Annotated in this window: 12 protein-coding genes; 6 read left to right on the top strand and 6 right to left on the bottom strand. The window is 62.4% G+C overall.

Features of this window, described 5'->3' with window-relative positions:
- Window positions 1-7 precede the first annotated feature (7 nt).
- The 5 genes from GST84_15415 to GST84_15395 all read left to right on the top strand — a co-directional run bounded on the left by GST84_15415 (window position 8) and on the right by GST84_15395 (window position 6,472).
- Window positions 8-640, top strand: a complete 633-nt coding sequence (locus tag GST84_15415) for a response regulator (GenBank protein XGB13640.1) — start codon at window positions 8-10, stop codon at window positions 638-640.
- Window positions 641-820: 180 nt separating this feature from the next.
- Window positions 821-1,294 (top strand): MarR family transcriptional regulator, encoded by a 474-nt coding sequence (locus GST84_15410; protein XGB13639.1) that lies wholly within the window; start codon window positions 821-823, stop codon window positions 1,292-1,294.
- 30 nt (window positions 1,295-1,324) lie between these two features.
- Window positions 1,325-2,518: an HlyD family efflux transporter periplasmic adaptor subunit gene (locus tag GST84_15405; GenBank protein XGB13638.1), complete on the top strand. Its 1,194-nt coding sequence runs from the start codon at window positions 1,325-1,327 to the stop codon at window positions 2,516-2,518.
- A complete protein-coding gene (locus GST84_15400) occupies window positions 2,515-4,050 on the top strand; it encodes a DHA2 family efflux MFS transporter permease subunit (GenBank protein ID XGB13637.1) in 1,536 nt (511 codons plus the stop codon). Before GST84_15405 ends, GST84_15400 begins: the two co-directional genes overlap by 4 nt.
- Window positions 4,051-5,725: 1,675 nt before the next feature.
- Window positions 5,726-6,472, top strand: coding sequence for an SDR family oxidoreductase (locus GST84_15395; GenBank protein ID XGB15783.1), 747 nt, complete (start codon window positions 5,726-5,728; stop codon window positions 6,470-6,472).
- A 9-nt stretch (window positions 6,473-6,481) separates the two neighbouring features.
- Here the strand turns inward: GST84_15395 and GST84_15390 are convergent, their stop codons facing one another.
- The 5 genes from GST84_15390 to GST84_15370 all read right to left on the bottom strand — a co-directional run bounded on the left by GST84_15390 (window position 6,482) and on the right by GST84_15370 (window position 13,547).
- Window positions 6,482-8,548 carry a PAS domain-containing protein gene (locus GST84_15390; protein ID XGB13636.1) on the bottom strand — a complete coding sequence of 689 codons (2,067 nt, stop codon included), beginning with the start codon at window positions 8,546-8,548 and terminating at the stop codon, window positions 6,482-6,484.
- 62 nt (window positions 8,549-8,610) lie between these two features.
- On the bottom strand, window positions 8,611-10,266 hold the full coding sequence (locus GST84_15385; protein XGB13635.1) for a PAS domain-containing protein: 1,656 nt from the start codon (window positions 10,264-10,266) through the stop codon (window positions 8,611-8,613).
- 57 nt (window positions 10,267-10,323) lie between these two features.
- Window positions 10,324-11,733 (bottom strand): aminotransferase class I/II-fold pyridoxal phosphate-dependent enzyme, encoded by a 1,410-nt coding sequence (locus tag GST84_15380; GenBank protein XGB13634.1) that lies wholly within the window; start codon window positions 11,731-11,733, stop codon window positions 10,324-10,326.
- A gap of 49 nt (window positions 11,734-11,782) precedes the next feature.
- A complete protein-coding gene (ccoG, locus tag GST84_15375) occupies window positions 11,783-13,186 on the bottom strand; it encodes a cytochrome c oxidase accessory protein CcoG (GenBank protein XGB13633.1) in 1,404 nt (467 codons plus the stop codon).
- 121 nt (window positions 13,187-13,307) lie between these two features.
- Window positions 13,308-13,547: a DUF3203 family protein gene (locus tag GST84_15370; protein ID XGB13632.1), complete on the bottom strand. Its 240-nt coding sequence runs from the start codon at window positions 13,545-13,547 to the stop codon at window positions 13,308-13,310.
- A gap of 136 nt (window positions 13,548-13,683) precedes the next feature.
- Between GST84_15370 and GST84_15365 the strand changes: the two genes are divergently transcribed.
- Complete coding sequence (locus GST84_15365) at window positions 13,684-14,202, top strand: MgtC/SapB family protein (protein ID XGB13631.1); 519 nt, start codon at window positions 13,684-13,686, stop codon at window positions 14,200-14,202.
- Between the two features lie 532 nt (window positions 14,203-14,734).
- Here the strand turns inward: GST84_15365 and GST84_15360 are convergent.
- The gene (locus GST84_15360) at window positions 14,735-15,634 is read right to left on the bottom strand and encodes a hydroxymethylglutaryl-CoA lyase (protein XGB13630.1); all 900 of its coding nucleotides are present in this window, start codon (window positions 15,632-15,634) and stop codon (window positions 14,735-14,737) included.
- Window positions 15,635-15,639 lie beyond the last annotated feature (5 nt).

The following is a 15,639-nucleotide window of genomic DNA, read 5'->3' as shown; positions in this document are numbered from 1 at the left end:
GGAGGCAGTGTTGCAAGCAAAAGTGTATGTGGTCGATGACGACCAGGGGATGCGCGACTCTACGGTCTGGCTGCTGCAGTCGGTGGGCCTGCAAGCCTTGCCGTTCGCCAGCGGGCAGGCGTTTCTCGACGCCTGCGTCGATGATGGGCCCGCCTGTGTGCTGCTGGATGTGCGCATGCCGGGGTTGGGCGGGCTGGCTGTGCAGCAGGCGATGCGTGAGCGTGGCCTGATGGTGCCGGTGATCTTCGTCAGCGGTCATGCCGATGTACCGATCGTGGTGCGGGCATTCAAGGCCGGTGCCTGCGACTTCATCGAAAAACCCTACAACGACCAGTTGCTGCTCGACAGCGTTCAGGCTGCGCTGGAGCACGCCGGGCTGGCGCGACAAGGCGATCAGGCGCTGGCCTTGGTGCAGGCGCGTATCGATGGCCTGACGCCGCGTGAGCGGGACGTGTTCGTACCCTTGGCCCAAGGGTTGAGCAACCGCGAAATTGCCGAGCAGTTGGGCATCAGCGTCAAGACCGTGGACCTGTACCGGGGGCGGGTGATGAAGCGGTTGCAGGCGGGCAGCCTCGCAGAACTGGTGGGAATGGCGATTGCTTGCGGGGCGGTGGAGGCGTTGGGCCTGCGAGCGCGTTAGCCGCCTTTACGCACACCCTTGCAGGCGCGGCCTTGTGTGCAGCAATGGGCCGCAATACGCGCCTGCTGAGAGCGGTGAGACAGGCAGAAGTCATGAAATATTTCATAGCTTGCTAATGAAGGCTTTGACATTCACTGCCTAGGCAGTAATATTTCTACACACTTAACTGAGCAGTCAACGATGGCCCATTTTTCCCCCGAAAACTTCCAGACCTGCGCCATCGGCATGTTGCTTGGCCGTGCTGCGATTCTCAAAGACCGCATTCTTGACTGGCACCTGGAGTCAGAGGGCGTCACCGCCGCGCAGTTCAAAGTGCTGATCATCGTCACCCAGTACCAGGTGGATACCCCGGCCGAACTGTGCCGGTACCTGGGCCTGGACAGCGGTTCGATGACCCGCATGCTCGACCGCCTCGAGCAGAAGGAACTGATCGTGCGCAACCGCTGCGCCGACGACCGGCGCCAAGTGCGCCTGGCACTCACTGCGGACGGCCAGCGCCTGGCCAACCGCCTGCCGGAAATTGGCGCCGCCGCCATGAACGAGTTGTGCGGCGTGCTGGCACCAGAGGAGCTCAAGACCCTGGAAGGCCTGCTGGCCAAGGTGCTGCTCAGTGCTGGCGACCCGTTGACGATCCGCCGCTTCGGCGACCGTTGAACCCTGTAACGAATTATCCAAGGTATTGTCATGGCCACTCCCACAGACACCCCGACTCCCTCCGCCGCGCCCGAGTCGTCACGCAAGCGCAAGGCCTGGCTGCTTGGCCTGCTGTTGCTGCTGATCCTTGCCGGGGTCGGCACCTGGGCCTGGTACAGCATTGTCGGGCGTTGGCACGAAAGCACCGACGATGCCTACGTCAACGGCAACGTGGTGGAGATCACCCCGCTGGTCGCTGGCACCGTTACCAGCATCGGGGCCGATGACGGCGACCTGGTCCACGCCGGCCAGGTGTTGCTGCAATTCGACCCGGCCGACAGCGAAGTGGCCTTGCAGTCCGCCGAAGCCAAGCTGGCACGCACCGTGCGGCAGGTGCGCGGGCTGTACAGCAACGTCGACTCGCTGAAGGCTCAACTGGAAACGCGCCAAGCTGAACTGCGCAAGGCGCAGCAGGACTTCAACCGGCGCAAGGTGCTGGCTGACAGCGGTGCGATTGCCGCAGAAGAACTGTCCCATGCCCGCGACGACCTGACCGTTGCCCAGGCCGCCGTCAACAGTGCGCGCCAACAGCTCAGCACCAGCAGCGCGCTGGTCGACGACACCGTGGTGTCCTCGCACCCCGACGTCATGGCTGCTGCTGCCGACCTGCGCCAGGCCTACCTCGACCACGCCCGCACCACGTTGGTCGCGCCGGTCACCGGCTACGTTGCCAAGCGTACCGTCCAGTTGGGCCAGCGCCTGCAGCCGGGCACCGCGACCATGGCGGTAATCCCGCTGGATCAGGTGTGGATCGATGCCAACTTCAAGGAAACCCAGCTGCGTGAGATGCGCATTGGCCAGCCGGTGGAAGTCACCGCTGATTTGTACGGCAGCGAGGTCAAGTACAGCGGCACGGTCGACAGCCTTGGCGCGGGCACCGGCAGCGCCTTTGCCTTGCTGCCGGCGCAGAACGCAACCGGTAACTGGATCAAGATTGTCCAGCGAGTACCCGTGCGCATCCACCTCAGCCCCGACCAGCTCAAGGACCACCCCCTCCGTATCGGCCTGTCCACCGTGGTTGAAGTCGACCTGCATGACCAGAGCGGCCCGGCTTTGGCCCAGCAGCCTCCGCAGAAGGCCAGCTACACCACCCAGGTGTATGACCACCAGCTGGTCGAAGCCGACAACCTGATCGCCCGGCTGATTCACGAGAACAGCGCAACCGGCAAGACGGCGCAACGATGAGCAACAACGCCGCTGCCCAGTTCACGCCGCCGAGTCTGCTGCTGACCACCATCGGCCTGTCGCTCGCGACGTTCATGCAGGTGCTGGACACCACCATCGCCAACGTGGCCTTGCCGACCATTTCCGGCAACCTGGGGGTGAGTTACGAGCAAGGTACCTGGGTCATCACCTCGTTCGCGGTGAGCAACGCTATCGCCTTGCCGCTGACCGGCTGGCTGAGCCGGCGCTTTGGTGAAGTGAAGCTGTTCATTTGGGCCACGCTGCTGTTCGTGCTGGCGTCGTTCCTGTGTGGTATTGCCCAGTCGATGCCCGAGCTGGTGGGGTTTCGTGTCTTGCAGGGCGTGGTCGCCGGGCCGCTTTACCCGATGACCCAAACCCTGCTGATTGCTGTCTACCCCCCGGCAAAACGGGGGATGGCACTGGCGCTGCTGGCGATGGTCACGGTGGTGGCGCCGATTGCCGGGCCGATTCTTGGGGGCTGGATTACCGATAGCTACAGCTGGCCATGGATCTTCTTCATCAATGTGCCCATCGGCCTGTTCGCTGCTGCCGTGGTGCGCCAGCAGATGCGCACGCGCCCGGTGGTCACCAGCCGCCAGCCGATGGATTACATTGGCCTGCTGACCCTGATTATCGGCGTCGGTGCCTTGCAGGTAGTGCTGGACAAAGGCAACGATCTGGACTGGTTCGAATCGTCGTTCATCATTGTCGGCAGCCTGATCTCGGTGGTGTTCCTGGCGGTGTTCGTGATCTGGGAGCTGACCGACCGGCACCCGGTGGTCAACTTGCGTCTGTTCGTGCACCGCAACTTCCGCATTGGCACCATTGTGCTGGTCGGGGGGTATGCCGGGTTCTTCGGTATCAACCTGATCCTGCCGCAGTGGTTGCAGACGCAGATGGGCTATACCGCGACTTGGGCAGGCCTGGCGGTTGCGCCGATCGGCTTGCTGCCGGTGATCATGTCGCCGTTCGTGGGTAAATATGCGCACCGGTTCGACTTGCGGGTGCTGGCTGGGTTGGCGTTCCTGGCGATCGGTACCAGTTGCTACATGCGTGCTGGTTTCACCAGCGAGGTGGACTTCCAGCACGTGGCTTTGGTGCAGTTGTTCATGGGGATTGGCGTGGCGTTGTTCTTCATGCCGACGTTGAGCATTCTTCTGTCTGATCTGCCGCCGCACCAGATTGCCGACGGTTCGGGGCTGGCGACTTTCCTGCGAACCTTGGGCGGGAGTTTTGCGGCTTCGTTGACCACCTGGATCTGGATTCGTCGGGCGGACCAGCACCATGCCTATCTGAGCGAGCACATCAGCCAGTTCGACCCGGCGACGCGGTATACCCTTGAGCAGTTGGGCGGCGCCAGCCCGCAGAGTTATGCGCAGTTGGAGCAGATACTCAACGGGCAGGCTTACATGATGTCGACGGTGGATTACTTCACGTTGATGAGCTGGGTGTTTGCCGGGTTGATTCTGCTGGTGTGGTTCGCCAAGCCGCCCTTTACCGCCAAGGCGGGCCCGGCATCGGCGGGGCATTGAGCTAAACAAGGCAAGATCCCGATGCTCTCGGTCTCGGTCTCGGTCTCGGTCTCGGTCTTGCTTCGGCTTTTGATCTTGCTTCTAAGCGCGCGATAGTCCAGGCGCCGCGGATTGCGACTTCAGGAGGCCGAGCGCAGGGCTTGCGAAGGGAGGTGACGGGCATGGATGCCCGTCAAGCGCTGGGCCCCAGGATGGGGCCTGCAGCGCGGTCCTCCCGGGAGCAAGGCCGGAGCGAGGGGACCCCGGAGCGTAGCGCAGGGGCCGGATGATGGGAGCACAGCGTTTTTTGGTTACTTTTTGTCGCGTTTGACAAAAAGTGACCCGCCGTAAGGGCGGAAAGGTGACTATGCGCCACCTTCGTGAATGAATACCTACTCGATGTGAATGCCCACATCCAAGAAGCAAGAAGCAAGAAGCAAGAAGCAAATTCGTCTGTTTTGACTCAGCGAACAGTCCATTCGCGATGGCGACGCTGACTCACCTTTTCGCCCTTACGGCGAGTCACTTTTTGTCAAACGCGACAAAAAGTAACCAAAAAACGCTGCGCTCCCATCATCCGGCCCCTGCGCTGCGCTCCGGGGTCCCCTCACTCCGGCCTTGCTCCCGGCAGGACCGCGCCGAAGGCCCCATCCTGGGGCCTCAGCGCTTGACGGGCATCCATGCCCGTCACCTGCCTCCGCAAGGCCTGCGTTCGGCCTCCTGAAGTCGCGAAGATCAAGATCAAGATCAAGATCAAGATCAAGATCAACAGCAGAGTTGATCTAAACACAAGGCAAGATCTCGATGCTCTCGCTCTCGCTCTCGCTCTCGCTCTCGCTCTCGCTTCGGCTTTTGATTTTGCTTCTAAGCGCGCGATAGCCCAGGCGCTGCGGATTGCGACTTCAGGAGGCCGAGCGCAGGGCTTGCGAAGGGAGGTGACGGGCATGGATGCCCGTCAAGCGCTGGGCCCCAGGATGGGGCCTGCAGCGCGGTCCTCCCGGGAGCAAGGCCGGAGCGAGGGAACCCCGGAGCGTAGCGCAGGGGCCGGATGATAGGAGCGCAGCGTTTTTTGGTTACTTTTTGTCGCGTTTGACAAAAAGTGACCCGCCGTAAGGGCGGAAAGGTGATGATGCGCCACCTGCGCGAATGAATACCTACTCGATGTGGATGCCCACATCCAAGAAGCAAGAAGCAAGAAGCAAGAAGCAAGAAGCAAGAAGCAAGAAGCAAGAAGCAAGAAGCAAATTCGTCTGTTTTGACTCAGCGAACAGTCCATTCGCGATGGCGACACGGACTCACCTTTTCGCCCTTACGGCGAGTCACTTTTTGTCAAACGCGACAAAAAGTAACCAAAAAACGCTGCGCTCCCATCATCCGGCCCCTGCGCTGCGCTCCGGGGTTCCCTCACTCCGGCCTTGCTCCCGGCAGGACCGCGCCGAAGGCCCCATCCTGGGGCCTCAGCGCTTGACGGGCATCCATGCCCGTCACCTGCCTCCGCAAGGCCTGCGTTCGGCCTCCTGAAGTCGCGAAGATCAAGATCAAAAGCCAGATCAAAAGCCAGATCAAAAGCCAGATCAACAGCCACATCAACAGCCACATCAACAGCAGAGGGTTGGCTGTGCTGATCTTTGTCATTCCAACGCAGCGCCATTTCGCCTATTGTCGATGCTCCCTTCCCAAAACCATTGGCAAACCCATGGAGAACGTCATCGTCATCACCGGCGGCAGCCGCGGCATCGGCGCCGCCACTGCGCTGTTGGCCGCCCGCCAGGGCTACCGCATCTGCATCAACTATCACGCCGATGACCAGGCCGCCGAAACCATCCTCAGCCAGGTCCGCGCCCTGGGCGCCGAGGCCATCGCGGTGCGCGCCGACGTCAGCGTCGAGGATGAAATCATCCAACTGTTCCTGCGCGTCGACGATGAGCTCGGCCCGGTCACCGCACTGGTCAACAACGCCGGCACCATCGGCCAGCAAAGCAGGGTCGAGGACATGTCCGAGTTCCGGCTGCTGAACGTCATGAAAACCAACGTCGTCGGCCCCATGCTCTGCGCCAAGCACGCCCTGCTGCGCATGGCGCGCCGACATGGCGGGCAAGGCGGGGCCATCGTCAACGTATCATCGGTAGCCGCACGCCTGGGTTCGCCCAACGAATATGTCGACTATGCCGCCTCCAAGGGCGCGCTCGACACCTTCACCATCGGCCTGGCCAAAGAAGTGGCAGGCGAGGGCGTGCGCGTCAATGGCGTCCGGCCGGGCTATATCCATACCGGTTTCCATGCGCTGTCGGGTGACCCAAACCGCGTCAGCAAGCTCGAACCTGGCTTGCCCATGGGCCGAGGGGGGCGTCCCGAGGAAGTGGCCGAGGCCATCCTCTGGCTGCTTTCGGACAAAGCCTCCTATGCCACCGGCAGCTTCATCGACCTGGGCGGCGGGCGCTGAACGCGCCCGTCAAGTTTCCAGCAGCTCACGAACCCGCTCCGCCAGTGCGTCCAGTTCGAACGGCTTGGTCAACACCAGCGTACCTTGCAGCGGTTGGCCGTCGCTGAACGCCGCGCTCTCATCGTACCCAGTCATCAACAGTACCTTGAGGTCCGGGTAACGCTCACGGCAGCGTTCGGCTACCTGGCGGCCATTCAGGCCGCCAGGCAGGCCGACATCGCTCAGCAGCAAGTCCGGCCGTTCGCCACTTTGCAGGTGGGTGAGGGCAGACGGACCGTTCTCGAAGGCGTCCACCCGATAGCCCAGCTCTTCCAGCACTTCACCTATCACCAGGCGCAAGGCGGTCTGGTCTTCAACCAACAGAATGCGTTTTGCAGTCTCGCTGCTTCTTCGCAAAGGCGCGCGCTGCGGTTTGCTGATTGGCGCCTGGGCTTGCGCGTGGTGGCGGGGTAACAGCAGCTCGATGCGGGTACCCTCGCCAGGCACCGACAGCACCCGTAATTGCCCACCCGACTGGCGCACGAAGCCATAGGTCATGGACAGACCCAGGCCGGTGCCCTGGCCCATCGGCTTGGTGGTGAAGAACGGCTCGACTGCGCGCTCAACGACTTCAGCCGACATGCCGCTACCGTTGTCGACGATGCTCAGCCGCACGTACTCGCTGGCCGGCAGTGCCAGTGCCAGGGCCTGCTTGTCGTCAAGCCGCAGGTTGTCGCCAATGATCTCGATCACACCACCGGCCGGCATGGCATCGCGCGCGTTGATGCACAAGTTGAGCAAGGCGCTTTCCAGTTGGGGAGGGTCGATGAAGGTTGGCCACAGCTGGTTGGCGAAGCGGCTGCTCAGGGTAATCGCCGGGCCGATGGTGCGGCGAAGCAGGTCTTCCATGCCAGCCACCAAAGTGGCCACCTGCGTGGAGCAGGGTTGCAGGGTCTGCTGGCGGGAGAACGCCAGCAGCCGGTGCACCAGCGACGAGGCCCGCTGCGCCGCGCTGCTGGACAGCTCCAGCAAGGGTGCCAGGGCGTCGAAGCGTGACTGGTCCAGGCGTTGACGCATCAGCTCCTGAGCACCAAGGATGCCGCCCAGCAAATTGTTGAAGTCATGGGCAATGCCGCCACTGAGCTGGCCTACTGCCTCCATTTTCTGTGCCTGGCGCAGCGCCGCTTCGGCCTTGGCCAAGCGTTCCTGCTCCTGCACCCGTTCACTGATGTCATAGGCGAACAGAAACGCGCCCTGTACCTCGCCTTTGGGGTCGCGCAAGGCGTTGAACCGCAACTCGTAATGGCGCAGCGCGGGGGGCTTGCCGAAGGTACCGATCTCGATGAACTGCTCGCCTGCCAGGGCGCGCTGCCACATCGGCAGAATAGGCGTCTGGCCGGCGGTGCCATCGTCGAACAACCCGGGCAGGTAGTCGCCGATTTCGGGTGTCCTCCCGTACAGCAGGTGGAAGTCATGCCTGGCCTGGCGATTGACAGCCAGCCAGCGCAGGTCCTTGTCGACCACATGCACATTGACCACACTGTGATCGACAAGCTCGGCAAACAAGCGTCGCTCCGCCAGTGCGGCACTCACCCGTTGTTCGAGCTCTTCGTTCAGACGCTGCAGGGCCTGCTCTGCACGCCGGCGTTCGGTCACATCCTTGAACAATACCGCTACCTGGCGTTTCTCGGCAGGCTCTATGCGAAAAGTGGTCACTGACAGCACACGGCCGGTAGCAACCAGTTCCTGCTCGAAGTGCAGCGGTTCACCGGTGCGAAGCACCGCGCCATAGCGGGCCACCCAGTCATCTGCCTCATCAGGCACCATCTCGCGCAGTTTTTGCCCGACCACGTTGGGGATGCCGGCGTGTTTGGTATAGGCTGCGTTGGCCAGCACATGCACGTAGTCACTCAGCGGGCCATGGGGGCCATCGAAGAATTCGATAATGCAGAAGCCTTCGTCCATGGTGTCGAACAGTGAGCGATAGAAGTCCTGGTCGTGCGCCTGGAGGCTTGCAAGCCGTTGCTCCAGCAGTGTGTTCTGTCGCTGGAGGTCTTCGACTTGTTGGCGCAGTGAGTTCAGATCACGAGAAGGCATGCCTGCGTCCGGCAAATGAAAAGTCCTGACTTTAACGTGTTCACCTGTAGGCGAATAGCCGCTCAGTGCGACTGGGCGGTGCTCCCCAGCAGCCGTTCAAGCGCCTGGGCAAGTGCCTGAAGATCGAATGGCTTGGCCAGCAGTTCGGTGCGCCGGTCGGGCCGCGCATTTGCCATACTGTGCGCAGGGTCATGCCCTGTGATCAGCAGCACCGCTGCATGCGGCGCAATAGCTCGACAGGCGTCCGCGAGTTGGTAGCCATCGATTCCCCCGGGCAGGCCGACATCGGTAATCAGCAAGTCCGGCGCTGGGGCTTCCTGCAAGGCCTTGTATGCCTGGCGGCCATCTTCGAATGCCTGAACTTCATAGCCCTGGTCCAGCAATACCTCCAGCATGACCAGGCGCAGGGCCGGCTCGTCTTCCACCAGCATCACCTTGCATACGCGCTGCTGAAGCGAGGCCGCAGGCGCAGGCCCCTCGACGTGGGGGCTGGGTGAAGCGGCGGCGACGCTTTCATCGCGGGGCAGATACAGGTTGATGGCCGTACCCTGGCCAGGGGTGCTATCGATGACCAGCTGGCCCCCGGATTGCCGCACAAAGCCGTAGACCATGGAGAGCCCAAGGCCAGTGCCCTGGCCGAGCGGCTTGGTGGTGAAGAAGGGCTCAGGGGCGCGCTGCATCACTGCTTTGGACATGCCCATGCCAGTGTCTTCAACGCGTATACGCAGAAACTGGCCAGCGGCCAGGCCCAGCTGTCTGGCTTCGGCGCCTTGCACTTCGACATTGGCGCAACCGATGCTCAAGGTGCCGCCAAGCGGCATGGCGTCACGGGCGTTGATGCACAGGTTGAGCAGCGCATTTTCCAGTTGCTGTGCGTCTATTCGGATGGGCCATAGCCCGGCATGTGTCTGGTCGTGGTAGTCGACATAGGGGCCGGTGGAGCTGCTGATCAGGTCGTGCATACCGGCCGCCAGTTGCTGCACATCGACCCGGTGCGGGACCAGCGTCTGCTGCCGTGAGAATGCCAGCAAGCGCTGCACCAAGGCTGCGGCGCGTTGGGCATTGTGCCGGCTGAGTTCAAGCAGCTGCGCGGTGTCCGCCACGCGTTGCTGCACCAGACGCTGCCCGGCCAGTTCCAGGGCGCCAAGGATGCTGGCCAGCAGGTTGTTGAAATCATGGGCAATCCCGCCGGTCAACTGGCCGACCGCCTCCATTTTCTGCGCCTGGCGCAGTGCTTCTTCGGCCTGCTGCAGGCGTTCCTGTTCGGTCACGCGCTGCGTGATGTCATAGGCGAACAGGTAGCCGCCCTGAATTCGCTGCTGAGCATCGAGTAACGGGTGATAGCGAATTTCGTAGTGGCGTGGTGCGTCGTCCGGCCCGAAGGTGACGGTGTCGATGAACGCTTCCCCTGCCAGTATGCGCGGCCATATCGGGGCCAGGCGGCCCATGATGTCGGGTTGACCGGTCAGGAACTGGGGTACGTAGTCACCAATCTGCGGCACGAAGCCTCGGTAACGCTCGAAGGTTTCGCGCGCCGTGCGGTTGATGGCCAACAGGCGCATCCTGCGGTCGGCAGCAAACACGTTGGCCGGGCTGTTGTCGAGCAGTTCTCCAAGCAGCCTGTCATGCGCCTGAGCGCTGTCTTCGCGTTCTGCCAGGCGTGCTTCCAGTTCTGCGACACGCGCTTGCAATCGGGCAAAGGACGTATCTGGCTGCATGACGAGGGCCTGATGGTCGGACCGAGCAACTATAGTCGTCCCTCTGGCCCCTCGCTATCAGAACGAGCGAATGATCCGCCCGAGGGTCTCCATCGCCTGTTCGGCGCCGTCATGCCAGGGGCTGCCGTAGTTCAGGCGGATGCAATTGCCAAAGCGTCGGGTGGGCGAAAAGATCGGCCCAGGGGCGATGCTGATGCCTTGGGCCAGGGCCATGTGGAACAGCTTGAGGGCATCCATCTGCTCGGGCAGTTCCAGCCACAGGAAGTAGCCGCCGGAGGGCTGGCTGACCCGAGTCTGCGCCGGGAAGTGGCGGGCGATGGCTGCCAGCATGTTGGCCTGCTGGCCCTCCAGCGCGTAGCGCAGCTTGCGCAGGTGGCGGTCGTAGCCGCCGTGTTGCAGGTAGTCAGCGATGGCCGCCTGGGCCGGCATGGAGGCACAAAGGGAGGTCATCAGTTTCAACCGCTCGATCTTCTGCGCAAAGCGCCCGGCGGCCACCCAGCCAATGCGATAGCCCGGTGCCAGGCTTTTGGCGAACGAACCGCAGTGCATGACCAGGCCCTGAGTGTCGAAGGCCTTGGCGGGTTTGGGCGCCTGTTGCGAGTAGTACAGCTCGGCGTACACGTCGTCTTCGATCAACGGCACCTGATGGCGCGCCAGCAACTCCACCAGGGCCTGTTTCTTGGCCTCCGGCATGCTTGCACCCACCGGGTTCTGGAAGTTGGTCATGCACCACACGGCCTTTACCGGGTGCTTTTCCAGGGTCTGCGCCAGCACCCCCAGGTCCATGCCCTCGCGCGGGTGCACGGGGATTTCCACGGCCTTGAGCTTGAGCCGCTCCAGCACCTGCAGGCAGGCATAGAAGGCCGGGGCCTCGATGGCGACCAGGTCGCCCGGCTGGGTCACGGCCTGCAGGCACAGGTTCAGGGCCTCCAGTGCGCCGTTGGTGATCAGCAGCTCTTCCATCGGCAGCATCAGCCCACCGACCATGTAGCGCAGGGCGATCTGCCGGCGCAGCTGCGGGTTGCCGGGGGACAGATCGGTCACCACCATGCGCGGGTCCATGCTGCGGCTGGCACTGGCCAGTGAGCGCGACAGGCGTTGCAGCGGGAACAGCTCAGGGCTGGGAAAGGCTGAGCCGAAGGCAATGGTGTTGGGGTCCTTGATCGAGTCGAGGATCGAAAATACCAAGGCGCTGACGTCGACATCGGTAGACTCGCTCACCGGCTGCAGCGCTTGCGGCTCGCAGAACTGACGCGGCACGTGGGCGTTGACGAAATACCCGGAGCGCGGCCGGGCGCGGATCAGCCCGCGGCGTTCCAGCAGGTAATAGGCCTGGAACACGGTAGACGGGCTGACCCCGTGGGTCTGGCTGGCGTAGCGTACGGACGGCACGCGCTGGCCGGGGCCCAGCACCCCGGAGCGGATCAGTTCGGCAATGTCATCGGCGAAGCGTTCGTAGCGTTTCATTCTGGCCTTCTGTCCAGCCTGGCAGGCAAGGTGGGGTGAGTGTAAGGGATCAGCGGTTCATGGGGGCGACGAAGCGACTGTGCGCCACGCTGCGGATAGCGGGGTCGTCACGCTCGCTGATTTCAAAGCTCAGCGTCTGCGAGCTGCTGGTCGGGCGCTCGGCGAGCATCGCCACCGACACCGGCAGTTCGCTCATTTCGCCAGCAGGGATGACCAGTGCGCTACTGCCCTGCAGGGTGAAACCGTCAGCGTCCAGCAGGCGCAATTGATAGTGCTGGGTACGTTCGGTCTTGTTGATGACCTTGAGCAGGTAAATGTTCTCGATCTGGCCTTGGGCGTTTTCACGGAACAGGCCGCGGTCCTTGATCACATCCAGCGATACCATCGGGCGCATCTGCAGGGCCACCACCAGTGCCCCGATCATGACCAGCAGTGCGGCAGCGTAGCCCAACAGGCGCGGGCGCAGCCAGTGCGTGGTACCGCCTTGCAGGCTGTGCTCGGACTTGTAGCCAATCAGGCCGCGGGCGTAACCCATCTTGTCCATTACCCCATCACAGGCGTCGATGCACGCGGCACAGCCGATGCAAGCCATTTGCAAGCCATCACGGATGTCGATGCCGGTGGGGCACACCTGCACGCACAGGGTGCAATCGATGCAGTCGCCCAGTCCCTGGGCACCGACATCACTGCCTTTCTTGCGCGGACCACGGGCTTCGCCACGACGCGGGTCGTAAGCGACCGCCAGGGTGTCCTTGTCGAACATCACGCTCTGGAAGCGCGCATACGGGCACATGTGCAGGCACACCGCTTCACGCAGCAGGCCGGCATTGATGTAGGTAGCGGCCGTGAAGAACAGCACCCAGAACAGTGCCACACCGCCCAGTTGCAAGGTGAGCAATTCTGCGGCCAGTGGCCGGATCGGGGTGAAGTAGCCGACGAAGGTCAGCCCCGTGAGCACGCCAATGGCCAACCACAGGCTGTGCTTGAGCGTGCGACGGGCCAGTTTGTTCATGCTCCAGGGCGCCGCGGCCAGCTTGATGCGCTGGTTGCGGTCGCCCTCGGTAACCTTTTCGCACCACATGAACAGCCAGGTCCAGGTACTTTGCGGGCAACTGTAACCGCACCAGACACGCCCGGCGTAGACGGTGATGGCGAAGAGGCCAAAGGCACAGATGATCAGCAGCGCCGACAGCAGGATGAAGTCCTGTGGCCAGAAGGTGGCGCCGAAGATGTGGAACTTGCTGTTCCCCAGGTCCCACAGTACGGCCTGGCGGCCGTTCCAGTTCAGCCAGGCCGTGCCGAAGAACAGCACGAACAGGGCGCCGGCAAAGCCGATGCGCAGGTTACGGTAAAGCCCGGTAAAGCTGCGGGTATGGATGCCGCTGTCGGTGCGTCGCGCTTGGATGCTGGCTGGGGCGGTGGCGATCTCTGTAAAAGGGATTCTATCGTTCATGGTTCGCTGCTCATCAGGCCTCGATCAGGCATGAGCACTATGGCGCTGAAGCTGTTATCAGCACAGGTTCAGATTTTACGATAAAAACCATATCAGATTTGCCGCATAGCCCCGCCAGGCCTCATATCACCGAGCCTGGCGCGCTGGCCTTCAGATGCCTGCGGCTATCCACCGCACCCGCCACGGTCAGTGTATCGGCTTCGGTTTCCGTGATCGGCACGCGTTGGCCGGCCAGAATGGCCACCGACATGCGCAACTGCTCGTCGGTGATGATCTCGATGTCCGGGCCTTCGCCCTCGATGCGCAAGCCTTCGCCAATCAGCGTGCAGCGGCGGGTGGTTTCGTCGATTTCAATGGGCATGGTGGGATCCTCCTGGGGTGGTTACAGGGTGGACCGCGGTCAGGGGCCAGTTGCTGCATCGGTAGGCTGAGCGGCACTTTGCACTGCGTGAAGAGGTCAACCCTGAAACCATATGCTCAGGCAGGGGAGCACCGCGATGGATGTCATCTGGCAAGCAATCCAGGCCGAATTCGCCGATGTCACCGATGAGCGCGAGGTCACGCAAATCCTTGTGCGCTTGCTGATGGCTGCTGTGCTTGGCGCAATACTGGGCTTCGAGCGTGAACACAGGGGCAAGTCTGCCGGGGTGCGTACCCACATGCTGGTCTCGCTGGGCGCTGCCCTGTTCATGCTGTCACCCAGCATGGCGGGGGCCGATGACCAGGCGCTAAGCCGGGTGATCCAAGGCATCGTTGCCGGTATCGGGTTTCTCGGTGCGGGTACCATTCTGAAGGGTAACGGCCAGAACACCAGCCATGTGAAGGGGCTGACGACCGCTGCCGGGCTATGGATGACGGCTGCCATCGGTATGGCGGCTGGCATGGGACGCGAAGCCACGGCGCTGATCAGCACGGTACTGGCCCTGCTGGTACTGGGCACGATGCCGTTGCTGGTGGAGAAGGTCGAAGGAAAGGATGAGGAGAAGCAGAAGGAGGAAGAGGGCAGGAAGCACTGAGGGGAGCCGAAGCTCCCCTCAAAGCGTTGTTGCCTGCTCTTTTTTTATTATTGGGACCGGCCTATTGTTGTTTTTGTCGGCTTGTCCTGGTGCTGCGGGCGACCCCCATGCGGGGTCAAGAGCAAACGTATTTTTTTGAGCGCTGACCTGCTGTCATCATCGCTGATCCGAACCTGGCTGCCGCTACCTTGAGGTAGTTTTATTGTTCTGTGCCAGACCGCGGGGCGAACCCCTGAAAAGCGTGTCGACTCCAAAAAAATCTGCTTGCTACGCCTCTGCCGTGTTGTTCTTGTTATGTCAGAGCCGTTACCTGTTGTTTTTATTGGGTATCGCGTTTTTTTTGTTGTTGTACCAGAGATATAGCAGGGTGCGTGCCAACTTTTGAAAACCCTTTAAAATCAATGAGTTAAGAATTTTGGTCGACACCGCCCAGCCTGAAATTCTGCCGATTTGTTTCCCTGTTACCCGATTTTTTGCTGTGAAATGTGCGGGAGGTAACACTTCACCCACACCAATGTGACACCCGTGTGACCTATTGAGCGCTGCAGGCCCGTGCTACCCGCGACCCGTTTTCGCGGCCCAGCACGCTGCTGATGCGCTGGCCGGCGGCTATCAGCCGGCCCAGGTCGATGCCGGTTTCAATGCCAAGCCCTTGCAGCAGGTACACGACGTCTTCACTGGCGATATTGCCGGTAGCACCCTTGGCGTAAGGGCAGCCGCCCAGCCCGGCTACTGAGCTGTCGAACACGCTGATGCCTTCAAGCAGGCTGGCATAGACGTTGGCCAGGGCCTGGCCGTAAGTGTCATGGAAGTGTCCGGCCAGCTGCTCGCGCGGTACCTGGGCCGACACCACCTCGAACAGGCGCCGGGTGTCGCCTGCGGTTCCGGTGCCGATGGTGTCACCCAGCGAGACCTCATAGCAGCCCATGTCGTGCAGGGCGCGGGCCACCGGGGCCACCTGCTCGGCGCTGACCTTGCCCTCATAAGGGCAGCCCAGCACGCAAGACACATACCCGCGCACGCGCACGCCGTGGCTGCGCGCAGCGTCCATGATGGGTTCGAAACGCTTGAGGCTTTCGCTGATCGAGCAATTGATGTTGCGCTGCGAAAACGCTTCGGAGGCGGCAGCGAAGACCGCCACTTCCTTCACCCCGGCAGCCAGGGCGTCCTCGAAACCACGCAGGTTCGGCGCCAGTGCGGCATACGTCACACCGGGGCGCTGCTGGATGCCGGCGAAAACCTCGGCAGAGCCGGCCATTTGTGGCACCCACTTGGGGGACACGAAACTGCCCACTTCTATATAGGCCAGGCCCGCTTCGGTGAGGTCGTTGACCAGGCGTACCTTGTCGGCGACGCTGATGGGCTGGGCTTCGTTCTGCAGGCCGTCGCGGGGGCCGACTTCGACCAGGCGGACGTGTTTGGGCAAGGACATGGCGG

It is taken from the genome of Pseudomonas putida, from assembly GCA_041879295.1.
Lineage (GTDB): Bacteria > Pseudomonadota > Gammaproteobacteria > Pseudomonadales > Pseudomonadaceae > Aquipseudomonas > Aquipseudomonas putida_Y.
Note: the sequence above shows the minus strand (reverse complement) of the source record. Positions and strands in the feature narration are given on the sequence as shown.